This window comes from Streptomyces sp. NPDC058632 (assembly GCF_042717095.1).
Lineage (GTDB): Bacteria > Actinomycetota > Actinomycetes > Streptomycetales > Streptomycetaceae > Streptomyces.
Window position 1 is genome coordinate 12,499 of record NZ_JBHXQZ010000084.1, and the last position, 22,607, is coordinate 35,105.

The 22,607-nt window shown below is 70.5% G+C and carries 19 protein-coding genes and 5 tRNA genes; 16 read left to right on the top strand and 8 right to left on the bottom strand.

The genetic code is table 11. From position 1 onward, the window contains the following. Window positions 1-4: 4 nt before the first annotated feature. The 5 genes from ACFWVE_RS26975 to ACFWVE_RS26995 form a co-directional block, all read right to left on the bottom strand. Window positions 5-3,355: a nitrate- and nitrite sensing domain-containing protein gene (locus ACFWVE_RS26975; protein WP_384019037.1), complete on the bottom strand. Its 3,351-nt coding sequence runs from the start codon at window positions 3,353-3,355 to the stop codon at window positions 5-7. A 374-nt stretch (window positions 3,356-3,729) separates the two neighbouring features. Further along, window positions 3,730-4,320: an ATP/GTP-binding protein gene (locus tag ACFWVE_RS26980; RefSeq protein ID WP_384019040.1), complete on the bottom strand. Its 591-nt coding sequence runs from the start codon at window positions 4,318-4,320 to the stop codon at window positions 3,730-3,732. Then, the gene (locus ACFWVE_RS26985) at window positions 4,301-4,696 is read right to left on the bottom strand and encodes a DUF742 domain-containing protein (protein WP_042167979.1); all 396 of its coding nucleotides are present in this window, start codon (window positions 4,694-4,696) and stop codon (window positions 4,301-4,303) included. The genes ACFWVE_RS26980 and ACFWVE_RS26985 overlap by 20 nt, the downstream gene beginning before the upstream one ends. A gap of 111 nt (window positions 4,697-4,807) precedes the next feature. Next, a complete protein-coding gene (locus ACFWVE_RS26990) occupies window positions 4,808-5,221 on the bottom strand; it encodes a roadblock/LC7 domain-containing protein (protein ID WP_030231800.1) in 414 nt (137 codons plus the stop codon). Window positions 5,222-5,230: 9 nt separating this feature from the next. After that, complete coding sequence (locus ACFWVE_RS26995) at window positions 5,231-9,136, bottom strand: nitrate- and nitrite sensing domain-containing protein (RefSeq protein WP_384019043.1); 3,906 nt, start codon at window positions 9,134-9,136, stop codon at window positions 5,231-5,233. 619 nt (window positions 9,137-9,755) lie between these two features. Here ACFWVE_RS26995 and ACFWVE_RS27000 point away from each other — a divergent pair. The 9 genes from ACFWVE_RS27000 (at window position 9,756) to ACFWVE_RS27040 (ending at window position 13,842) form a co-directional block, all read left to right on the top strand. Continuing rightward, window positions 9,756-9,941: a hypothetical protein gene (locus ACFWVE_RS27000; RefSeq protein WP_384019084.1), complete on the top strand. Its 186-nt coding sequence runs from the start codon at window positions 9,756-9,758 to the stop codon at window positions 9,939-9,941. 226 nt (window positions 9,942-10,167) lie between these two features. Continuing rightward, window positions 10,168-10,953, top strand: coding sequence for a fumarylacetoacetate hydrolase family protein (locus ACFWVE_RS27005; protein ID WP_384019046.1), 786 nt, complete (start codon window positions 10,168-10,170; stop codon window positions 10,951-10,953). Further along, window positions 10,946-12,430 carry a glutamate--tRNA ligase gene (gltX, locus tag ACFWVE_RS27010; RefSeq protein ID WP_384019049.1) on the top strand — a complete coding sequence of 495 codons (1,485 nt, stop codon included), beginning with the start codon at window positions 10,946-10,948 and terminating at the stop codon, window positions 12,428-12,430. Before ACFWVE_RS27005 ends, gltX begins: the two co-directional genes overlap by 8 nt. A gap of 75 nt (window positions 12,431-12,505) precedes the next feature. Beyond that, entirely contained in the window at window positions 12,506-13,237 is a 732-nt protein-coding gene (locus ACFWVE_RS27015; protein WP_384019052.1) for an HAD family hydrolase, read from the top strand. A 91-nt stretch (window positions 13,238-13,328) separates the two neighbouring features. Next, window positions 13,329-13,400, top strand: a tRNA-Gln gene (locus tag ACFWVE_RS27020). A 40-nt stretch (window positions 13,401-13,440) separates the two neighbouring features. Further along, a tRNA-Glu gene (locus ACFWVE_RS27025) sits at window positions 13,441-13,513 on the top strand. 61 nt (window positions 13,514-13,574) lie between these two features. After that, window positions 13,575-13,647: transfer RNA gene (locus ACFWVE_RS27030), tRNA-Glu, on the top strand. A gap of 22 nt (window positions 13,648-13,669) precedes the next feature. Then, window positions 13,670-13,741 (top strand) — tRNA-Gln (locus tag ACFWVE_RS27035). A 28-nt stretch (window positions 13,742-13,769) separates the two neighbouring features. Then, a tRNA-Glu gene (locus tag ACFWVE_RS27040) sits at window positions 13,770-13,842 on the top strand. Window positions 13,843-13,976: 134 nt separating this feature from the next. Here ACFWVE_RS27040 and ndgR read toward each other — a convergent pair. Further along, on the bottom strand, window positions 13,977-14,690 hold the full coding sequence (ndgR, locus tag ACFWVE_RS27045; RefSeq protein WP_042168001.1) for an IclR family transcriptional regulator NdgR: 714 nt from the start codon (window positions 14,688-14,690) through the stop codon (window positions 13,977-13,979). Between the two features lie 203 nt (window positions 14,691-14,893). Between ndgR and leuC the strand changes: the two genes are divergently transcribed. The 4 genes from leuC to ACFWVE_RS27065 all read left to right on the top strand — a co-directional run bounded on the left by leuC (window position 14,894) and on the right by ACFWVE_RS27065 (window position 18,180). Continuing rightward, window positions 14,894-16,324 (top strand): 3-isopropylmalate dehydratase large subunit, encoded by a 1,431-nt coding sequence (leuC, locus tag ACFWVE_RS27050; protein WP_384019055.1) that lies wholly within the window; start codon window positions 14,894-14,896, stop codon window positions 16,322-16,324. A 2-nt stretch (window positions 16,325-16,326) separates the two neighbouring features. Continuing rightward, the gene (gene leuD, locus ACFWVE_RS27055) at window positions 16,327-16,929 is read left to right on the top strand and encodes a 3-isopropylmalate dehydratase small subunit (protein WP_384019058.1); all 603 of its coding nucleotides are present in this window, start codon (window positions 16,327-16,329) and stop codon (window positions 16,927-16,929) included. Between the two features lie 275 nt (window positions 16,930-17,204). After that, window positions 17,205-17,435, top strand: coding sequence for a hypothetical protein (locus ACFWVE_RS27060; RefSeq protein ID WP_384019061.1), 231 nt, complete (start codon window positions 17,205-17,207; stop codon window positions 17,433-17,435). Window positions 17,436-17,571: 136 nt separating this feature from the next. Beyond that, window positions 17,572-18,180, top strand: a complete 609-nt coding sequence (locus ACFWVE_RS27065; protein WP_384019064.1) for an HU family DNA-binding protein — start codon at window positions 17,572-17,574, stop codon at window positions 18,178-18,180. A gap of 103 nt (window positions 18,181-18,283) precedes the next feature. On the opposite strand, the gene ACFWVE_RS27070 is transcribed toward ACFWVE_RS27065, so the two are convergent. Beyond that, window positions 18,284-18,487, bottom strand: coding sequence for a hypothetical protein (locus tag ACFWVE_RS27070; RefSeq protein WP_384019067.1), 204 nt, complete (start codon window positions 18,485-18,487; stop codon window positions 18,284-18,286). Window positions 18,488-18,496: 9 nt separating this feature from the next. Beyond that, window positions 18,497-19,135, bottom strand: coding sequence for a 2-phospho-L-lactate guanylyltransferase (gene cofC / locus ACFWVE_RS27075; RefSeq protein WP_384019070.1), 639 nt, complete (start codon window positions 19,133-19,135; stop codon window positions 18,497-18,499). 158 nt (window positions 19,136-19,293) lie between these two features. On the opposite strand from cofC, the gene ACFWVE_RS27080 reads away from it, so the two are divergent. The 3 genes from ACFWVE_RS27080 (at window position 19,294) to ACFWVE_RS27090 (ending at window position 22,426) form a co-directional block, all read left to right on the top strand. Beyond that, window positions 19,294-20,157 carry a lysophospholipid acyltransferase family protein gene (locus ACFWVE_RS27080; RefSeq protein WP_384019073.1) on the top strand — a complete coding sequence of 288 codons (864 nt, stop codon included), beginning with the start codon at window positions 19,294-19,296 and terminating at the stop codon, window positions 20,155-20,157. Then, entirely contained in the window at window positions 20,154-21,164 is a 1,011-nt protein-coding gene (locus ACFWVE_RS27085; protein ID WP_384019075.1) for an NAD(P)H-dependent glycerol-3-phosphate dehydrogenase, read from the top strand. Before ACFWVE_RS27080 ends, ACFWVE_RS27085 begins: the two co-directional genes overlap by 4 nt. A 104-nt stretch (window positions 21,165-21,268) precedes the next feature. Beyond that, window positions 21,269-22,426, top strand: coding sequence for a D-alanine--D-alanine ligase family protein (locus ACFWVE_RS27090; RefSeq protein ID WP_384019078.1), 1,158 nt, complete (start codon window positions 21,269-21,271; stop codon window positions 22,424-22,426). The last annotated feature ends 181 nt before the right edge of the window (window positions 22,427-22,607 follow it).

Genomic DNA, 22,607 nt, shown 5'->3' on the forward strand with positions numbered 1-22,607 from the left:
CACACTAACGCTCCTGGTTGTAGGTGCTGTCAGGCCCACTGTGGTGATTCCCAGTGGCCTGGCCGTTCGTTTCACTGCCTGCGTTGCGACCTTGCTGGACGCCGCGCCGCAGGTTGCTCAGCCTGCCCCGGATGTCCTCCGGAGCGCGGGAGACCTGAGGGCCTCCCTGAGGGGTGGTTTCGGCGGCGCCCTCGACCAGGTTGGCCTTGGGAACACGCCGCGGCAGCCCGGATGAGGTCACCCCGCCCGCCTTGGGCCTCCGCAGTGAGGACGCCTGCTGCCAGCGCTCGTCGTTCGCCGAACGCCAGGAGCTGTCGCCGTCGCCCTGCTGGGCCGGAGCCGAGGGGGTGGCGGGAGCCGGAGCCGTGGGCTCCTGCCGCGCACGCCGCTTCTCATCGGCGCCGCCCGCGGAGGCTCCACGACGCGGAAGCCCGGCGTCGGTCAGCTCCTGGGAGGCGGAGTGGGCCGGACCCGGACGGTCGAAGCCTACGCTGTCCTGCGCCGTCGCGTCAGCGGCCGGTGCGGACTCCGCCTCCGGGGACGCCGCGGGGTACTGCGCCGGATAGCCGGTCCGGTAGCCGTCCTGCTGCGGCCAGTCGTCCTGCGGACGCTGCTCGCCGAAGGCCGGGAACGCCCCCGGGCCGGCCTGGCCGCCCGTCGTGCGATCGTCCTGGACCGGCTCCGCGTAGGAGCCGTCCGGGTAACCGCCGTTCGACGGGAAGGAGTCGTTCTGCGGCAGGTGGGCGCCCGGCGCGTAGTACGACTCGTCGTACGCCGGCTGCTGCTGCCCCTCGTACTGCGCCTGCTGCCCGTCGCCGTACGCCTGCTGGTCGTAACCGGCGGGCTCCTGCTCCGGGTAGCCGGCCGGTGCGCCCTCGAAGTTCTGGGCGTCAGTGGGGCCCTGACCGTCGCCGTAGCCCTGCGGGGCGGCGGCGAACCCGTCGGGGCGGGCGGCCTGTCCGGAGCCGTCCCGGCCGCCGGGTGCCTGCGGGTCGGACGGGCCGGGCTGCTGGCCCTGCGGGTCCAGGGCCGCCCGGCGCTCCTCGCGCATCAGTGAACGGCCGACCGGGTTCAGGTCGCGGATGTCGTCCGGAACCTCGTAGCGGCTGTCGTCGAAGCCGAGCTCCGCCGCCGTGCGCAGCGGCTGCTGCTGTTGCTGTTGCCTGCTGAAGTCCTCGCCCGGGTAGGCGTTCTGCTCCGGGATGATCTGGGAGACCGTGAACTCGTCGGGGGCGGGCTGTGTCTCGCCACCGCCACCATGGGTGATCGCGTCCGGCAGCATGACCAGCGAGGTCGTACCGGCCTGCTCGCCCGAGGGGCGCAGCTGGACCCGGATGCCGTGCCGGTCGGACAGCCGGCCGACCACGAACAGGCCCATGCGCTGCGAGATCGCGACGTCCACGGTCGGCGGGTTGGCCAGCTTGTGGTTGATGTCCGCGAAGTCCTCCGCGGTCAGGCCGATGCCCTTGTCGTGGATCTCGATCATCACACGGCCGTCGGGAAGACGGGTCGCGGTGACACGGACCTTGGTCTGGGGCGAGGAGAACGTGGTGGCGTTTTCAAGGAGCTCGGCCAGCAGGTGCACGAGGTCGGTCACCGCGCGGCCGTGGATCTCGGCCTCGGGGACGCCGGACAGCTCGATGCGCTCGTACTGCTCCACCTCGGAGGAGGCGGCGCGCAGCACGTCGACCAGCGGGACGGGCTGGTCCCAGCGGCGGCCCGGCTCCTCGCCGGCGAGGACCAGCAGGTTCTCGCCGTTGCGGCGCATACGGGTGGCAAGGTGGTCCAGCTTGAAGAGGTGCTCCAGCTGGTCCGGGTCGGCCTCGTTGTTCTCCAGGCCGGTGATCAGGGTGAGCTGACCCTCGATCAGCGACTGGTTGCGGCGCGAGAGGTTGGTGAAGATCGCGTTGATGTTGCCCCGCAGCAGAGCCTGCTCGGAGGCGAGCCGTACGGCCTCGCGGTGGACCTGGTCGAAGGCGCGGGCGACCTCGCCGATCTCGTCCGTGGAGTTGATCGGGATCGGGGCGACCCGGGTGTCGACCCGGCCGGGGTCGGTACGGGAGAGCTGGTCGACCAGCATCGGCAGCCGCTGCTCGGCGATGCCGAAGGCGGCGTTGCGCAGCTGGCGCATGGAGCGGCTCATCTGGCGGGCCACCATGCCGGCCAGGATGAACGCGGCGAGCAGGGCGATCACGACGGCGCCGCCGGTGATGAAGGCGTCGCGCTGCGCGTCGGCGGCGATGGCGGCCGCGTCGTCCACCGCTGTGTCGGCGAGGTCCGACTCGATCTCGCGGTAGCCGTCGAACTTGAGGGTGTTGACCGCCCAGTAGTTCTCGGCGGTGATGCCGCGGCCGGCCATCTCGGTGCGGGCGGCCGGGTCCGTGGTGCCGAGCCTCGCGACCTCCGTGATCAGCGTGACCGGGTTCTCGGGCGGTGGCACGTAGTCCGGGTCCGAGGCGGCGTTCTCCTTGGCCAGGGCCGCGCCGTCGGCCTCGATGTCCTTACGGGTCTGCGCCAGGTTGTCCGTGTCGGCCTCGGTGCCACCGCCGATGTACTCCTGGATGGCGATGCCCTCGAGGTAGGCGTAGGACGAGAGAGCGACGCGCTGGCTGGCGAGCTGGCTGTCGGTGGGGCCGGGCTTCACCAGCAGATGCGTACCGATGGAGCGCTGCAGCGACACCGCCGCCTTGGACAGCGAGATCGCGTAGATCGTACGGCCGTAGCTGGTGATGTTGCCGGTGCCCAGACCGAGTTCGTTGGCGAACTGCATCAGAGGGTTGGCCACCTGGACGTAGCCCTCTTCGGTCTCCACACCCTTGAGCTCGGAGGTGTACGCGGCCTCGCGCAGCCGCGTCAGACCGGGTTCGGCCTCGCGCAGCAGCTCCAGCCGGCGCTGCAGGCCCGGTTTGTCCGGCATGGACTGGGCCGCCACGTCGAAGTCGTCGGCGGCCTGGTCCGTCGCGGCACGCGCCTTGACCACGGCCGGGTCGTCCGCGCCCTCGCCCTGCAGCAGCGGAGCCGCGGTGAGGTCACGCTCCAGATAGAGGGCGTTGGCGTAGGTGAGGGAGGCCTGCACCAGACGCGCGGTGTTCTCCGCGTCCTCGGCCTCCTGCCAGGTGTCGATCGAGCCCTTCACCTGGAAGCCGCCCATGACGAGGCCGACCAGCACGGGTATGAGCAGAATCGCGTTCAGCCTGGTGGCCACCCGCCAGTTGCGGGGGGAGATGCGGCCGCCGCTCGGGGCGGGCGCGGCCGTCGGTTCCGTGTCGTGCACGGGAGCGGGAGCCGCTGCGCGCGGCGGCGGGGTGAAGTTGCCCCGGGCCGACGGCTCGGGACTGCTCGTGCTTCGCCTCACTCGACCAACAACCTCTCAGCGGGTCGGCACCAACGTTGTGCCGCAGTGTCTCAGAGCCCGGCGGGCCAACGACTGCTGAGTGCGTCTTTGACCAATGGGCAGTCCAGGCATTCCAGCATGCCCAACAGTTCTCTTCCAAACAGCGGAAGGGAAGGTTCCGGCGTGATGTAAGCCGCAGATAAAACGGTCAAAAAGAGTGAGCCCCGTCAAATGACGGGGCGGTCGTGTGCACAGCGGTACGGCTCGAACGCGTCGCGTGGCGGCCCCGGCCGATTCTTCTGCCGAAACGTTATGAACACCGGGGCCGGCCGTGTCCAAGGACACAGCCGGCTCCGGCGCATCTACGACACCTGCCGTATGCCGTCGCTGCCCGGCTACCGGAGACGTGCCATGAGGGCGTGCTCGACCAGAGTGATCAGCGCGCTCTTGGCGTCCGAGCGGTGCCGGGCGTCGGTGGTGATGATCGGAGTGTCGGGCCCGATCTGCAGGGCCTCGCGCACCTCTTCCGGCTGGTAGGGCTGCTGTCCGTCGAAGCCGTTGAGGGCGACGACGAACGGAAGTCCGCTGTTCTCGAAGTAGTCGACGGCCGGGAAGCAGTCGGCCAGCCGGCGGGTGTCCACCAGGACGACCGCGCCGATCGCGCCGCGCACCAGGTCGTCCCACATGAACCAGAAGCGGTCCTGGCCGGGTGTACCGAAGAGGTACAGGATCAGGTCCTGGTCCAGGGTGATACGGCCGAAGTCCATGGCCACCGTCGTGGTGGTCTTGTCCCCGGTGTGGGTGAGGTCGTCGATGCCCGCGCTGGCGGAGGTCATCACGGCCTCGGTACGCAGCGGGTTGATCTCCGATACGGCACCGACGAACGTGGTCTTGCCCACGCCGAAGCCGCCCGCCACCACGATCTTCGCGGAGGTGGTGGAACGGGTTTCGGAGACCGTCCCGCCGCTAGAGCTTGCGAAGTCCACTGAGCACCCTTTCGAGCAGTGTCACGTCCGGTGCGCCGGTGGTCTCGTCGCCGCCCGGCTGGTGGATGGCGACGAGACCCGCCTCCGCGAGGTCCGCCACCAGGATCCGGGCCACGCCCAGCGGCATGTTCAGGAGCGCCGAAACCTCGGCGACCGACTTCACTTCACGGGTCAGATGGCAGATGCGCTGGTGCTCCGGGAGGAGCCCCATGAGTGCTGCCGGGTCGGCCGTCGTACTGATCAGTGCCTCGATGGCGAGCTGATAGCGCGGCCTGGTCCGGCCACCGGTCATCGCGTAGGGGCGTACCAGTGGCTGGTCGCCCTCGTCCTCGTACGGCTCCGCGTACGGATCATGAGAAGCGGTGGGCGGGGTCATGGATCCTCCGGGCGGGACAGCAAGTCGGTCGGTCAAGCCGTCTGACGGGGCCGGTGGGGGGATTGTGGCGGCCGGACGGTGATTTGGTGAGACGGGTGGTGCCGGGGCCGATCAGTGGAGCAGACTTCCCTGTAGCTCGGCGCGCAGGTCCGGGGTGAGGACCGCCCCCGCACGGTCGACCAGAAGTGCCATCTCGTAGCCGACGAGGCCGATGTCGCACTCGGGGTGAGCGAGGACCGCCAGGGACGAACCGTCCGAGACGGACATGAGGAAGAGGAAACCCCGCTCCATCTCGACGACCGTCTGTGCGACGTCGCCGCCTTCGAAGATACGGGAGGCGCCGGCGGTCAGGGAGGTCAGTCCCGATGCCACGGCCGCGAGCTGGTCCGCGCGGTCGCGCGGGAAGCCCTCGGACAGCGCCAGGAGGAGTCCGTCGGCGGACACGACGACGGTGTGGGACACCCCTGGGGTGTTGTCCACGAAGTTGGTGATCAACCAGTTCAGGTTCTGTGCCGCCTGGCTCATCGGGCTCAACTAACGCTCCTGCTGGTGAGTGGGTCGGGGGAAGCTGCCGGTCTGGGTGGACGAACCGGCCTGACGACCCTGTGCGATACCTCGACGGAGATTGGTCAGCCGGCCGCGCACGTCATCGGGCGCACGGGAGACCTGCGGACCGCTCTGGTGGGACTGCTGCTGAGCCGTGCCCGGGACGAGGTTCGCCTTGGGCACCCGGCGCGGCAGACCGGAGGTGGTGACGCCACCCGCGGCCGGCTGCCGGACGCGTTCGGCCTGCCGGACCAGCTCGTCGTTGGGCGAGCTGCGCCAGGTGGCGGCAACGGACCGCTGCGGGCCGGTCGGCCCCTGCGGCTGCTGCGGTGACTGCTGTTGCGGCTGCTGCTGTTGCTGCGGCTGCTGGGCCGGAGCCTGGGGATTGCCCTGCTCCTCCCGGGCACCGTGGAACCAGTTGCTCTCCAGGGTGTCGTACAGCGGGGTGCGCCCGTCGCCGGGACCGGACGCCGGCGGCAGCGCCCAGGCGTCGCTCTGCCCGCGGCCGTTGTCGGGCCGCTGCGGGGCGGCTCCCTGTCCCGGCTGGGGACGGTCCGGCCGCTGCTGCGGGGCCGCGGGACGCTGGTTGCCGAAGCCGGCTCCCTGCGTCCCGTCCCTCTGCGGACGCTCGAACTGGCCGGTGGAGGCCGGGTCCGCGAGGTTCGGGCGCTCCGGGGCGGGGTACCGCGCGGGAGCCCCGTCGCCCTGGCCCTGCTGGGCCGGGTACTGACCGGTGGAACCGTTGTCGTACGAACCGTTGCCATAGGACCCGGCGTCGTAGGACCCGGCGTCGTAGGACCCGGTGTCGTAGCCCTGCTGGGCCGGGAACTGGCCGGTGTGGGACGGGTTCTGTCCGTTGCCCTGCGCGTTGGGCTGACCGTTGTAACGGTCCGCCGGGGCACCGTAGAGATCACCGCGGACGAACTGGCCCGGGTCCTGGGCGCCGTTCGCACCGGGCCGGCCGTACTGGTCGGTGTGCTGCGGGGCGTCGCCACCGGGAGCACCGTGACGCGGAGCGCCGGAGCCCTGCCGGTCGTCGAACCGCGGCATCTCCGCCGTCGCGCCGACACCGTGCTGGTCGTCGAACCGCGGCATGGCGTTCGTCCGGGCGGCGTCCGGCTCGTCGTGGCCGCGCGGGGCGTCCAGCGGAGTCCGGGGCACCGGCGGCTGGGCGTTCTCGTCGCTCCAGCTGGGCACCCGCGGCTGCTGGTCGCCGCCGGGCAGCTCGGCGCGCGGACCGTTGCCGCGCGGCGGAAGCTGCGGACGACGGCCGCGCTCGGCGTTGCCGTTGCCCCGCTGCTGGGGAACGTCACCCCGGCCGCCGCCGAACATGTCCTGGCCCTGCGCCCCGCCCTGACCCGCGGACTGCATCCCCTGCGGGGCACCCGGAGCCTGGCCGCCGTAGCCGGCACCCGCGCCGGCCGGGGCCGGACGGCCCTGCGACGGAGCGCCGCCCTGCTCGAACAGCGACGGAGCGGACGACCTGCCGGGCTGGCCCTGCTGGCCACGCGCCCCTCCCGGGGCACCCGGCCGGCCCTGGCCGTCCCGTCCGGGCAGCGCGGCCCGCGGACCCTGGCCCGCGCCGAGCAGGCCACCGCCGGACGCACCGGCACCGAGGGCACCGTCACCGGACTGACCGCCACCGGCGGACCGGCGGGCCGCCGCCGCACCGGCCGCGGCCTGCGCGGCGGCGGGACCGCCGCCGACACTCGGCTGACCGGGCTTGCCCTGGGGCTTCTTGCCGCCCTGGGCGACATCGACGGGCAGCATGACCAGCGCGGTCGTACCACCGGAGTCGGACGGACGGAGCTGGATCCGGATGCCGTGCCGCTGCGACAGCCGGCCGACCACGAACAGACCCATGCGGCGGGAGACGGAGACGTCCACGGTGGGCGGCGAGGCGAGCCGCTCGTTGATCGCCGCCAGGTCCTCCGGGGACAGACCGATACCGGTGTCGTGGATCTCGATCAGCACACGGCCGTCGGGCAGCGCGTGACCGGTGACCTTGACCTTGGTCTGCGGGGAGGAGAACGAGGTCGCGTTCTCCAGCAGCTCGGCGAGCAGGTGGACGAGGTCGTTGACGACCCGGCCGGCCACTTCGGTGGTGGGTACGGAGGCCAGTTCGATGCGCTCGTACTGCTCCACCTCGGAGGCCGCGGCACGGAGCACGTCGACCAGCGGGACCGGGCGGGTCCACCGTCGTCCGGGCTCCTCACCGGCGAGGACCAGCAGGTTCTCACCGTTGCGGCGCATACGGGTGGCGAGGTGGTCCAGCTTGAACAGCGAGGACAGCTGGTCCGGGTCGGCCTCGCGGGACTCCAGTTCGGAGATCAGCGACAGCTGGCGCTGGATCAGACCCTGGGAGCGGCGCGAGAGGTTGGTGAACATCGCGTTGACGTTGCCCCGCAGCAGGGCCTGCTCGGCGGCGAGGCGGACCGCCTCGCGGTGCACGTCGTCGAAGGCCGCGGCCACACGGCCGATCTCGTCCCGGGAGTGCACACCGACCGACTCCACGGACGTGTCGACGTCCTGCGGGTCGGACTCGGACAGCTGCTTGACCAGCTCGGGCAGACGTTCCTGGGCGACCTTGGTCGCGGTGTCCTCGAGGCGGCGCAGCGATCGGATCATGGAGCGGGCCACGACGAAGGCGCCGACCAGCGAGACGCCGAGCACGATCAGGATCAGCGCACCGGAGATGATCGCGTCGCGCTCGGTGGCGCTGCGCAGCTCGCGGGCCTTCTGTTCCATCTCCTCGAGCAGCGTGTGCTCGACGTTCTTCATCTGCTGGAGCTTGGTGGAGCTGTCGTCCAGCCAGTCGCGGTAGGACCGCTTGTCCATCGACTCCAGGCCGTCGGCCGACACCAGGGCACGGCCCGCGTACTTGTCGGTGGCCTGGATGGTGGCGTTGCCGTCCTCGATGGGCAGCAGCAGCTCGGTGGCCGAGTCCTCGCCGTAGATGCTCTTGAAGCTGCGCACCTCGGACTTCTGGCTCTCCAACGCCGACTCGGCGTAGAGCCGGTCGTTCTCGGCGAGGTCGCCGAAGCTGGTGTTGTTGGCGGGCAGGGCCGCCGCGAGGACCGCGCGCTGGATCGACGCGTACTCCTTGGCGGCGGAGAAGGCCCCCAGGGCGCGCGTGCGCTGGATCATCTCGGAGTTGCTGGTCGCCTCGGCCATGTCCTGGGAGAGGCCGATCAGGTTCTCGATCAGGCGGTGGTACGCCTCGACGGTCTGGGTGGAGTTGCCCTCCGCCACATAGGCCGTGTTGCGGATCTTGGCGAGGTCGCCCAGGTCACCGGCGAGCTGGACAAGGTTGTCGCGGACACCGGTGAGATTGCCGTCCCGGCTGGCGCTGTCGATCTCCTCGGAACTGTCGAGGAAGTTCTTCAGGGCACGGTCGGTCTTCTCACGGTGGCCCTTGACCCCGAAGTCGGTGGCCTTGCCGCCGTGCGCCAGCGGGCCGGCCGACTGGTCGCGCTCCTCCTGGAGCGCGGCGGCGAGCTCGGTGGCCTGCTGGGTCATGTCCGTCAGCAGCTTCATGTTGTCGAGCTGCTGGATGTCGTCCATCGACTGGTTGATACGCAGGGCGCCCAGCGAGGTGGCCGCGACCACCGGGAGCGCGAGCAGCGACACCAGCCGGGTGGAGATCCGCCAGTTGCGCAGGGCTACGCGCGGCCCCGGACCGGTGGGGTTCTTCGGAGACTTCGCCGGGGCCGGGGGAGCACTCTCCGGTCCCGCGGACTTGGCGCCGGGGCGCTCGCCGCCTTCACCGTTCACCGCCGGGCCCTGGTTCTGGTTCTGGGCGTGCTGGGGCGAGGAGCCGACGGCCATGGGGCCATTCCCGCCGTGCTCCGGCTCCGCCGAAGCGCTGCCATCCCTCTTGAAACGTCCCTGCACTAGCGTCGCAACCTCTGGACCAGGCGCCCCTCCGCGTGAGCGGCGGGACACGGTGTCGGCGTCATAGGGGCGCCCTGAATACGCCCCCGTGGTGGTCGTGAGTGACCGGCGCGGGTTCCCCCTTGCTCACCGCCACGCTGGCGCGTTCGTGCGCCCCCTGTGCGCCGGATCGGAATCTGCGGCGGTCGTTGGAATTCCAGCACAGTGCGGGATCTCCCAACAAGGGCCATGGGGTATGCCGTGACATACATGACACCGCGTGAGGAGGAGGTCACCCGATGTGGAAAGTGATCTCTGGCAAAGGGGGTGAATAGGGGTGATTGCGTCGAGTGAATCCGGGGTCGATCCGGTGTCCCAGTCGCGATGATCAGGAGCGGAATAGCTGCTTCAGGTGCCCAATGTCCGTTTCGCTCGGACGGGAAAGCGGTCCGGATTGTGCGATTTGCCCCTCGATTCGTGAGCAAACTCACACGCGCGGGACGGTCTCCCGCGGCGGTCGGGCGGGAATCGCATGTTTAGCCTGACGCTTTACAGAGACGGCACAACAGACAACCCGCGCCCGAGGGGCGGTCCCCGGACCCCGTCGGACGCCCGCCAACAGGACAGGGTCGAATAAACAGTGAAGACGACGATGTTCCACAAGATCGCCAACCCGCGACGCACGACGCTGGCCCACCTCGACGGCGCAGCCGAACTGCAGACGCCGGTCCAGCAGGAGCACGCCGTCGAACTCCCGGCCCAGACCGCCAATCCCAGGCGCACCATCCTCATGGAGATGCCGACCGCGGCCGGCGCCGCGAGCTAGTCCCCCTTCCGGTACCGGCACCGACTGGTACGGGCACCGGCCCCGAAACGCTCAAAGGCCCCGGCGACGGCCCGAGCGACCGGAGCGGCCCCGCGGCGTCCCCTTTCCAGGGGGCGCCGCTCCGTGCTGTACGCGGGGCGATGCGCGAGGCACGCGCCCCCTGCCGCGTTAGCCTGGAGCGTCAGACTCCAGCCAGCTCAGTCAAGGTCAAGGGGCCAAGCATCCCGTGCGCATCGCCAGATTCTCCATTGACGGGAACGTCGCCTTCGGCGCGGTCGAGGGCGACCAGCAGGACGAGCTCGTCCTGGACATCATCAAGGGCATCCCGTTCACGGACTTCGAACTCTCCGGCACGAAGGTCCCGGTGAGCAAGGTCAGGCTGCTGCCCCCGGTGCTTCCCAACAAAGTGGTGGCCTTCGGCCGCAACTACGCCGAACACGCGAGGGAGATGGGCAACGAGGTGCCCGACGCCCCGTTCGCCTTCTTCAAGCCCGCCACCTCGGTGATCGGCCCCGGCGACCAGATCCAGTACCCCTCCTTCTCCGAGGAGGTGCACCACGAGGCCGAACTGGCCGTGGTGATCGGCCGGCTCTGCCGCGAGGTCCCGCGCGAGCGCGTCAAGGACGTGATCTTCGGCTACACCTGCGCCAACGACGTCACCGCCCGCGACGTCCAGCGGCGCGAGAAGCAGTGGGCGCGCGCCAAGGGCTTCGACACCTCCTGCCCGCTCGGCCCCTGGGTGGAGACGGACCTGGACATCACCGCCGCCGGCGACCTCACCGTCCAGCTCACGGTCAACGGCGAACAGCGCCAACTCGGCCGTACCAGCGAGATGATCCACTCCATCGAGGACCTGATCGTCAACATCTCCGAGGCGATGACGCTGCTCCCCGGCGACGTGATCCTCACGGGCACCCCGGCCGGCGTCGGCCCCCTCAACGTCGGCGACGAGGTCGCCGTCACCATCGAAGGCATCGGCACTCTCACCAACAAGGTTGTCAAGCGTGGCTAGCGCATCAGGCTCCCCCGTACGTGTCCGTTTCTGTCCCTCGCCCACCGGCAACCCCCACGTGGGCCTGGTCCGCACCGCCCTGTTCAACTGGGCGTTCGCCAAGCACCACCAGGGCACGCTGGTCTTCCGCATCGAGGACACCGACGCGGCCCGCGACTCCGAGGAGTCGTACGACCAGCTGCTCGAGGCGATGCGGTGGCTCGGCTTCGACTGGGACGAGGGCCCCGAGGCCGGCGGCCCGCACGCGCCGTACCGCCAGTCGCAGCGCATGGACATCTACACGGACGTCGCCGCCAAGCTCCTCGAGGCCGGCCACGCCTACCACTGCTACTGCTCCCAGGAGGAGCTGGACACCCGCCGCGAGGCCGCCCGCGCCGCCGGCAGGCCCTCCGGATACGACGGCCACTGCCGTGAGCTCACCGATGCCCGGGTCGAGGAGTACAAGGCCCAGGGCCGCGAGCCGATCGTCCGCTTCCGGATGCCCGACGAGACGATCACCTTCACCGACCTGGTCCGCGGCGAGCTGACCTTCACCCCGGAGAACGTCCCGGACTACGGCATCGTGCGCGCCAACGGCGCTCCGCTGTACACGCTGGTCAACCCGGTCGACGACGCCCTGATGGAGATCACCCACGTCCTGCGCGGCGAGGACCTGCTCTCCTCCACCCCGCGCCAGATCGCCCTCTACAAGGCGCTGACCGAGCTGGGCATCGCGAAGCGGACCCCGGCCTTCGGCCACCTGCCCTACGTCATGGGCGAGGGCAACAAGAAGCTCTCCAAGCGCGACCCCCAGTCGTCGCTCAACCTCTACCGGGAGCGCGGCTTCCTCCCCGAGGGCCTGCTCAACTACCTCTCCCTGCTCGGCTGGTCGCTCTCCGCCGACCAGGACATCTTCACGATCGAGGAGATGGTCGCGGCCTTCGACGTCAGCGACGTCAACCCCAACCCGGCCCGCTTCGACCTCAAGAAGTGCGAGGCGATCAACGCCGACCACATCCGCCTGCTCGAGGTGAAGGACTTCACCGAGCGCTGCCGCCCGTGGCTGAAGGCCCCCGTCGCCCCCTGGGCACCCGAGGCCTTCGACGAGGCCAAGTGGCAGGCCGTCGCCCCGCACGCGCAGACCCGCCTCAAGGTGTTGTCGGAGATCACGGACAACGTCGACTTCCTCTTCCTGCCGGAGCCGGTCTTCGACGAGGCCTCCTGGACCAAGGCGATGAAGGAGGGCTCCGACGCCCTGCTGCGCACCGCCCGCGAGAAGCTGGACGCGGCCGACTGGGCGTCGGCCGCGTCCCTGAAGGAGGCAGTCCTGGCCGCCGGCGAGGCCCACGGCCTCAAGCTCGGCAAGGCACAGGCCCCGGTCCGCGTCGCCGTCACCGGCCGCACGGTCGGCCTGCCCCTCTTCGAGTCCCTCGAGGTCCTGGGCAAGGAGACGACCCTGACCCGCATCGACGCGGCCCTGGCGAGGCTCGCCGCGTAGTCCCACCCCGGGAGAGGGGCGGCACCCGGAAGTACGGGGTGCCGTCCCTCTCCTCTTGTCGGTACCGTCGGTTGCATGGCGATCCGAGCAGTTGTCTGGGACGTGGACGACACCCTCTTCGACTACACCTCCGCCGACCGCGAGGGCATGCGGGCGCATCTCCTCGCCGAGGAGCTGCTCGCCGGGTACGCCTCCGTGGAGGAGGCGTTGTCGCGCTGGCGGGAGGTGACCGACCTCCAGTGGGCCCGGTTCGCCGCGGGCGAGGTCGACTTCGAGACCCAGCGCCGCGACCGTACCCGGGTGTTCCTGGGACGCGAACTGAGCGACGACGAGGCCGACGACTGGTTCGGGCGCTACCTCGTCCACTACGAGTCCGCCTGGTCCCTGTTCCCGGACGTCCTGCCGGTCCTCGACGCGCTCGCCGCCAGTCACCGGCACGCCGTGCTGTCCAACTCCAGCCTGCACGTCCAGGACCCCAAGCTGCGCGCCCTCGGCGTCCACGACCGCTTCGAGACCATCCTGTGCGCCGCCGAGCTGGGTGTCTCCAAGCCCGAGGCCGGCGCGTTCCTGGCGGCCTGCGAGGCCCTGGCGCTGCCCCCCGGCCAGGTCGCGTACGTCGGCGACCATCCCGAGATCGACGGACGGGGCGCCGCGGAGGCCGGGCTGCTGTCCGTGTGGATCGACCGGGGCGGGGCGTACGCGACCGCCGAGCCGCCCGTGGGACCGCGCAGGATCGTCTCCCTCGGCGAACTCCCCGCACTCCTCCGCGCGGATACCCGTTTTGGAGCCCCGACCGGCATCGGGTAATGTTCTTCCTGCGCCGCGGGGGTCCGGGCCGGAAGGTCGAAGCCCTCAGGCGCACAGCTAGAACAAGAACCCTCCGGGGCTTGCGTTCCAGTGGCCTATGGTGTAATTGGCAGCACGACTGATTCTGGTTCAGTTAGTCTTGGTTCGAGTCCAGGTAGGCCAGCTCGCAGAGCTCATCTGCAAAGTGCGGATCTCATCCGCAAGCCCCCGTTGTGTAGCGGCCTAGCACGCTGCCCTCTCAAGGCAGTAGCGCCGGTTCGAATCCGGTCGGGGGTACAGATCCTTCCCGCGAGGGCAGCAGGGTAGCTCCCACTGCTCACGATGCAGGATCGCTAGGGCCCCCGTTGTGTAGCGGCCTAGCACGCCGCCCTCTCAAGGCGGTAGCGCCGGTTCGAATCCGGTCGGGGGTACTGAACTGGTCTAAACCATCATTGGTCTATGGTGTAATTGGCAGCACGACTGATTCTGGTTCAGTTAGTCTTGGTTCGAGTCCAGGTAGACCAGCTCGGACCTGCGGAAACGCAGTGTCCATGCCCCCGTTGTGTAGCGGCCTAGCACGCCGCCCTCTCAAGGCGGTAGCGCCGGTTCGAATCCGGTCGGGGGTACAAAGAAGGAAGCCCTCCACTTCGGTGGAGGGCTTTCGTCGTGTCCGTACATCCACCGCGTATCCGCAGGTCCGGGGGAGGGCCTGCCGCGGCGTTGAGGCGGGCCGTTCCCCACGGGACGACAGGGAAAACGGTCAGGTGCGGCGCAGCGCCTCGGAGAGGCGGGTCGCGGAGTCGATGACGGCCTGGGCGTGCATCCGGCCCGGGTGGCGGCTCAGTCGCTCGATCGGCCCCGAGACCGAGACGGCGGCCACCACGCGGTTGGACGGGCCGCGCACCGGCGCGGAGACCGAGGCCACACCGGGCTCGCGCTCCCCGATCGACTGCGCCCAGCCGCGGCGCCGGACACCCGACAGGGCCGTCGCCGTGAAACGGGCGCCCTGCAGGCCGCGGTGCAGGCGCTCCGGCTCCTCCCAGGCCATCAGGATCTGCGCGGAGGAACCGGCCTTCATCGTGAGCGTGGAGCCCACCGGGACCGTGTCCCGCAGACCGGACAGGCGCTCGGCCGCGGCGACACAGATACGCATGTCGCCCTGGCGGCGGTAGAGCTGGGCGCTCTCGCCGGTGATGTCGCGGAGGTGCGTGAGCACGGGGCCCGCCGTGGCGAGCAGCCGGTCCTCGCCGGCCGCCGCGGCCAGCTCGGCCATGCGCGGGCCGAGGATGAACCTGCCCTGCATGTCGCGTGCCACCAGCCGGTGGTGTTCCAGGGCCACGGCCAGGCGGTGGGCCGTGGGTCGTGCCAGTCCGGTGGCACCGACCAACCCCGCGAGGGTGGCCGGACCGGACTCCAGAGCGCTCAGGACAAGGGCTGCCTTGTCCAGAACGCCGACGCCGCTACTGTTGTCCATGCAACGATACTCACGTCTCACTCTGTGAAACGCAAGTTCAATTTTCGGTGGAACGCGCCACTCTGGACGTACACAGTTCATCAGCACCACGGCCCGTGAATCACCGGGCCGGGCGGCGACGCCCCGGAAGCGGGGGTGGGGGCGCCGTCTCCTCACAGATCTCTAGTTGGGCCGGCGCGCCTTTGCCGGCCGGAGGGAAAGCGATGGGTAGGACACTCGCGGAGAAGGTCTGGGACGACCACGTCGTCCGGCGCGCCGAGGGCGAGCCCGACCTCCTCTTCATCGATCTGCACCTGCTGCACGAGGTGACCAGCCCCCAGGCCTTCGACGGCCTCCGCAAGAGCGGCCGCACGGTGCGTCGCCTCGACCTCACCATCGCGACCGAGGACCACAACACCCCGACCCTCGACATCGACAAGCCCATCGCCGACCCGGTCTCCCGCATCCAGCTGGAGACGCTGCGGGCGAACTGCGCCGAGTTCGGCGTCCGGCTGCACTCGCTGGGCGACGTCGAGCAGGGCGTCGTGCATGTCGTCGGACCCCAGCTGGGCCTGACCCAGCCCGGCATGACCGTGGTCTGCGGAGACTCGCACACCTCCACGCACGGCGCGTTCGGCGGACTGGCCTTCGGTATCGGCACCTCCCAGGTCGAGCACGTCCTCGCCACCCAGACGCTGCCGCTGGCCCGCCCGAAGACCATGGCGATCACCGTCGACGGCGAACTGCCCGACGGCGTCACGGCCAAGGACCTGATCCTGGCGGTCATCGCGCGCATCGGCACCGGCGGCGGCCAGGGCTACATCCTGGAGTACCGCGGCGAGGCCATCGAGAAGCTCTCGATGGAGGCCCGCATGACCATCTGCAACATGTCGATCGAGGCCGGCGCCCGCGCGGGCATGATCGCCCCCGACGAGACGACGTTCGCCTACCTCGAGGGCCGTCCGCACGCCCCGAAGGGCGAGGACTGGGACGCGGCCGTCGCCTACTGGAAGACGCTGCGCACCGACGACGACGCCGAGTTCGACGCCGAGGTCGTCATCGACGCCTCCCGGCTGTCCCCGTTCGTCACCTGGGGCACCAACCCGGGCCAGGGCGCGCCGCTGTCCGCGGCGGTCCCCGACCCCGCCTCGTACGAAGACGCCTCGGAGCGCCTCGCCGCCGAAAAGGCCCTGGAGTACATGGGGTTGGAGGCCGGTCAGCCCCTGACCTCCATCAACGTCGACACCGTCTTCGTAGGGTCCTGCACCAACGGGCGGATCGAGGACCTGCGCGCCGTCGCGGACATCGTCAAGGGCCGCAAAGTCGCCGACGGGGTGCGGATGCTGGTCGTCCCGGGCTCCGCGCGGGTCGGTCTGCAGGCCGTCTCCGAGGGCCTGGACGTGGTCTTCAAGGAGGCCGGTGCCGAGTGGCGGCACGCGGGCTGTTCCATGTGCCTGGGCATGAACCCCGACCAGCTCGCTCCCGGTGAGCGCTCCGCGTCCACCTCCAACCGCAACTTCGAGGGCCGGCAGGGCAAGGGGGGGCGTACCCATCTGGTGTCCCCGCAGGTCGCCGCCGCCACCGCGGTCCTCGGCCACCTGGCCTCCCCGGCCGACCTCGCCGCCGACACCCGTACGCCCGCTGGAGTCCGATAGCCATGGAAGCATTCACCACGCACACCGGCCGGGCCGTCCCGCTGCGCCGCAGCAACGTCGACACCGACCAGATCATCCCCGCCCACTGGCTCAAGAAGGTGACGCGGGACGGGTTCGAGGACGGGTTGTTCGAGGCCTGGCGCAAGGACCCGGAGTTCGTGCTCAACCGCCCCGAGCGCGAGGGCGCCACGGTCCTGGTCGCCGGCCCCGACTTCGGCACCGGCTCCTCCCGCGAGCACGCCGTCTGGGCGCTGCAGAACTACGGCTTCAAGACCGTGATCTCCTCCCGCTTCGCCGACATCTTCCGCGGCAACTCGCTGAAGAACGGCCTGCTCACCGTCGTCATCGAGCAGAGGATCGTGGACGCGCTCTGGGAGCTCACCGAGCGGGACCCCGAGGCCGAGATCACCGTCGACCTCGAGGCCCGCGAGGTGCGCGCCGAGGGGATCACCGCCGCCTTCGAGCTCGACGAGAACTCCCGCTGGCGGCTGCTGAACGGGCTCGACGACATCTCCATCACCCTGCAGAACGAGGCGGACATCGCCACGTACGAGGCGAAGCGCCCGTCGTTCAAGCCGCGGACGCTCACGGCGCAGGGAGCCTGACCCTCCGCAGCACGCAGTCCGGGCGGCAGGTCGACTTTCAGCCACGCGAACCCCCTTCCGTACCCCCGATCGGCCCGATCGGGGGTACGGCCGTGTCTGCACCCGTTCGGACCCGCGCGCCCTCTTGAGGCCTGGCAACTTCCCACGTTATGAAGGTGGTTGCCGGGGTACACGTGTCACGTGCGCGTTGCCCCGGAGTGTGCTCGGACCACCGTCCGAGGTGGCAGTTGCCCCCTGCGCAGGCGACAACTCGCCCCAGATGGCACAATCTGTGCATGGAACGCGACGGCCAACTCGAGCTTTACGCGGCGGTCGCGGTCCGGCTCAAAGAAGCGCATGCAAGAGTGCGCGCACTGCAAGTACCGGAGGGCGTACGGATGGCGCTGGCCCGGAAGCTGCTGGTCATTACGGCCGCGGCCAAGCACGATCTCGCCTCTGCGGCAAAGCGGCTGGAGCGGTTCATCACGGACCTCGACGAGGGCCGATTTCCCGAAGAGGAACGCTGAACCGCTCGAGGCGGCCGAGCTCGTTGCGGCACAAGGGTGATAAGCCCGTTTCGTGTTTGATTTGCGGTATATATCTGCCTAACGTGCGAAAACGCTTGAACGGATTCGTTCGGGCGATGTCTCCGAAGGGGAAGACGTGAACAAGGCGCAGCTCGTAGAAGCGATTGCCGACAAGATGGGCGGCCGGCAGCAGGCCGCCGATGCCGTCGACGCCGTCCTGGACGCCGTCGTCCGTGCTGTGGTCGCGGGTGACCGGGTCTCGGTCACCGGCTTCGGTTCGTTCGAGAAGGTCGACCGCCCGGCCCGCTACGCCCGCAACCCCCAGACCGGCGAGCGGGTCCGGGTCAAGAAGACGTCGGTGCCGCGTTTCCGTGCGGGCCAGGGTTTCAAGGACCTGGTGAGCGGCTCGAAGAAGCTGCCGCGCGGTGGCGAGGTCGCCGTCAAGAAGGCACCCAAGGGCAGCCTGTCCGGCGGGGCTTCCGCGACGGTGAAGAAGGCCGCCGCGAAGAAGGCGACGGCGAAGCGGGCCGCCGCCAAGAAGACCACCGCCAAGAAGACCACCGCGAAGAAGACCACCGCCAAGAAGGCCACCGGCGCGTCCGCGGCGACCGCCAAGACCTCCGCCGCGAAGAAGACGACCGCCAAGAAGTCCCCGGCGAAGAAGGCGACGGCCACGAAGGCGCCCGCCAAGAAGTCGACCGCACGCAAGACCACCGCCAAGAAGACCACCGCCCGCAAGAAGTAGCGGCGGCGAAGCGGTACTCACGCGCCGGGCCGGACTCCGTGACGGAGTCCGGCCCGCGGTGTGCCGGAGCACACCCGGAACGGCGTCGGAGCGTGGACGGTGGTCAGAACGTCTGGAGCGTCACCAGGGTGATCCGTCGGGCCGCGCCCTCGCCCCGGGTCTCGATGCGCACGCGCTGCCCGGGACGCAGCAGTCTCAGGCCTCCCGCGTCGAACGCCGGTGCGTCGAAGGGCACCGGAGTGCCGTCGTCCAGCAGCACCTGGCCGCTTCGGCTCTCGGGGTCGTAGGTGTACGCGGTCGCCTGCATGGCCGCAGCCTACTGCTCCGCGATCAGCAGCCGTGCGGTGGCGGCCGCCGTGCGGGGCCCCACCCCCAGCGCCAGCGCCGCCCGCAGATCGTCCCCCGTGTCCACGTCCTGCCGTACGGAATCCACCGAGCCGAGGCACAGTTCGACGGCTCCCCGCGCGCGGTGCCGGGCCCGGGAAGCGGGTCCGAAGGACGGCCGCAGTTCCTCCGTCGCCGCCGCTGCGAGCAGCGTGGTGCCGACGCCCGCGGTGTCGGGGAGGAACGCGCGCGGGAACGCGGCCGCCCCCTCCAGTACGCGCGCCAGTTCGGCCGGGCGCAGCGCCGGGAGATCGGCGTTCAGGGCAGCCACGGGGCCCGCGTGCCACACGGTCCGCACGGTCGCGGCCGCGTGGGCGAGGGCCGCGTTCAGGCCGCTGCCCGGCTCGTCGGCGACGATGCCCGCACCCAGCGCGGCCAGCTCGCGGCCGGCCAGGGCGTCGTCCGTGACGACCACCACGTCCCGCACCGCGCGGCATGCCAGGGCGGCCGCCACCGTGTCCTGTGCGAAGGCGAGCGCGAGCCCCGGACGCAGGGCGTCGTCCGCGGTGCCGGAGAGCCTGCTCTTGGCCTCGGCCAGCGGTTTCAGGGGTACCACCAAGGTCCACTGCACGCGTGTTACGTCCCTCTCTTGTCGTCGTCATTGTCCCCCGCGGCCCCCGGCGGCCGGGGTACTGGGGCGTACGGTGTTCTCGACAGACCGTCGGCCCGGGGCGACACTTGTGCGGCCCACCTGGCCCCCGGGTCCAGGACTTAGAGGAAGGTGTCCCTGTGCCGCGCCGCAGAATCGGCTTCGCGTACCGCTTCGCCGCGGTGATCTGCAAACCCCCGCTGGTGGTTCTGCTCAAGCGGGAGTGGCGCGGAATGGAGAACATTCCGGCCCAAGGTGGATTTATCACTGCGGTAAATCACAATTCGCACATTGACCCCGTCGCCTACGGACACTTTCAGTACAACACCGGTCGTGTTCCGCGATTCCTGGCGAAGAGCGGTCTTTTCAACAAGGGATTCGTCGGTGCCATGATGCGCGGCACCGGGCAGATCCCCGTCTATCGCGAAAGCACGGACGCGCTCAGCGCCTTCCGGGCCGCGATCGACGCCGTGGAGCGCGGCGAATGCGTTGCCTTCTACCCCGAGGGCACTCTCACCCGCGACCCGGACGGCTGGCCCATGACCGGCAAGACCGGTGCCGCGCGGGTCGCCCTGGAGACCAGGTGCCCCGTCGTCCCGGTCGCGCAGTGGGGAGCCAACGAGGTGCTGCCGCCGTACGCCTCCAAGCCCCGCCTCTTCCCGCGCAAGACGCACCGTGTGCTGGCCGGACCGCCGGTCGACCTGGACCGTTTCTACGGCCGGGAGATGACCCCCGAGCTGCTCAGGGAGGCGACCGGGGCCATCATGGCCGCGGTGACCCGCCAGCTGGAGGAGATCCGCGGCGAGAAGGCCCCCGAGGAGCCCTACGATCCGCAGCGTGAACGCGTGGAACAGCGTCACAAGACCCGGGCCCAGACCCGGCGCAGGTGCTCCGCCGGCTCGTGCGGGTCCGGACCGGCGGAACACCGGCACCAGGAACGGCAGAACGAACAGCGGTGGCCCGGGGAACGTGCCACCGCGCGGGAAGAAGGGCTGAACACGTGAGCAAGCCGGTCAAGGCGGCCGTCTTCGGCACCGGATCGTGGGGTACGGCCTTCGGCATGGTGCTCGCCGACGCCGGATGCGACGTGGTGCTGTGGGCGCGACGCCCCGGACTCGTCGACGCGGTCAACTCCACCCGCACCAACCCCGACTACCTGCCCGGAGTCGAACTCCCGGCGAACCTGCGGGCCACCACGGACGCCGCCGAGGCCGCGCGCGACGCCGACTTCACCGTCCTCACGATCCCCTCCCAGACGCTGCGCGACAACCTCGCCGGATGGAAGCCGCTGCTCGCCCCGGACACGGTCCTGGTGTCACTGATGAAAGGCGTCGAACTCGGCTCCGCCATGCGGATGAGCGAGGTGATCGAGGACGTCGCCGGGGTCGGCGCCGACCGGATCGCCGTGGTCACCGGACCCAACCTCGCCCGGGAGGTCGCCGCCCGGATGCCGGCCGCCACCGTCGTCGCCTGCACCGACGAGGCCGTCGCCCAGCGGCTCCAGACCGCCTGCCACACGCCGTACTTCCGCCCGTACACCAACACCGACGTCGTCGGCTGCGAGCTGGGCGGCGCCGTGAAGAACGTGATCGGGTTGGCCGTCGGCATCGCGGACGGCATGGGGCTCGGCGACAACGCCAAGGGCTCGCTCATCACCCGCGGGCTCGCCGAGACCACCCGGCTCGGGGTCGCGCTCGGCGCGGACCCGCTGACCTTCGCCGGGCTCGCGGGCCTGGGCGACCTGGTGGCCACGTGCTCCTCGCCGCTCTCGCGCAACCACACCTTCGGCACCAACCTCGGCAAGGGCATGACCCTGCAGGAGACCGTCGCGGTCACCAGACAGACCGCCGAGGGCGTCAAGTCCTGCGAGTCGGTGCTGGATCTGGCCCGTCGGCACGGCGTCGACATGCCGCTCACCGAGACGGTCGTCGGCATCGTGCACGAGGGCACGCCCCCGGTGGTCGCCCTCAAGGAACTGATGTCGCGCAGCGCGAAGCCGGAACGACACTGAGCGACGGCGGAGCGCCGGCGGCACCGTCCCGCGCGCCGGCCCTCCGTTTGCCGCACCGTGGGCGCTGTATCGGGGGTACGGCCACCGGGTACCCTCATCGCCATATGAGCACCCAGAACCTCCCCCAGACCCCCGAGCAGCCGCCTCGCAAGCCGCGTGTGGCCGTTGTGTTCGGCGGGCGCAGCTCCGAACACGGGATCTCCGTGGTCACCGCCGGCGCCGTCCTCAGGGCCATCGACCGGACGAAGTACGACGTCCTGCCGATCGGTATCACCCGGGACGGCCGCTGGGCACTCACCGCCGACGAGCCGGACCGCATGGCCATCGTCGACCGGCGCCAGCCCAGTGTGGACCAGCTCACCGACGCGGCCGAGGGCACGGTGGTGCTCCCCCTCGACCCCGCGAACCGCGAGGTCGTCTACAGCGAGCCCGGTTCGGTGCCGAAGGCGCTCGGCGAGGTCGACGTCGTCTTCCCCGTGCTGCACGGCCCCTACGGTGAGGACGGCACCCTGCAGGGACTCCTGGAGCTCTCCGGCGTTCCCTACGTGGGCTCCGGGGTGCTCGCCTCCGCCGTCGGGCAGGACAAGGAGTACATGAAGCGGGTGTTCACCTCCTTCGGGCTCAAGGTCGGCCCGTACGTGGTGATCCGGCCCCGCGAGTGGGAGAACGACGAGTCCGCCGCCCGCAAGAAGATCGTCGACTTCGCCGGGGAGCACGGCTGGCCGCTGTTCGTGAAGCCCGCGCGGGCGGGCTCCTCGATCGGCATCACCAAGGTCGACGACCTCGCCGGCCTGGACGAGGCGATCACCGAGGCCCGGCGGCACGACCCGAAGATCCTGGTGGAGGCCACCCTGCGCGGCCGCGAGATCGAATGCGGGGTGCTGGAGTTCGAGGACGGCCCGCGTGCCTCGGTGCCCGCAGAGATCCCGCCGCCCGACGCGCACGCCTACTACGACTTCGAGGCCAAGTACATCGACTCCACGCCCGGCATGGTGCCCGCACCGCTGACCGGCGAGGAGACCGCCGAGGTGCGCCGGCTGGCGGTGGAGGCGTTCGAGGCGGCGGGCTGCGAAGGGCTGGTGCGCGCGGACTTCTTCCTCACCGAGGACGGCGGGTTCGTCATCAACGAGATCAACACGATGCCCGGCTTCACGCCCATCTCGATGTACCCGAAGATGTGGGAGGCCACCGGCATCGAGTACTCCGAGCTGGTGGACCGGCTGGTGCAGGCGGCGCTCCGTCGGCGAACCGGACTGCGCTGAGGCGCACGGCCCAAAGGCCGGGAGGTCAGGAGACCGGGCCCAGGGCCTGTCCGGCGGGTCATGCCGAAGACGTGGAATCCGGCACGCCCGTCCGCGGCGTTGTCGTCGGTCGCCGGCTTCCCCGGGCTCCCGGCCCCGCCCGGGCGGGGAGGGGCCCCCTCGCGTCGGCGCCCTCCTCCGC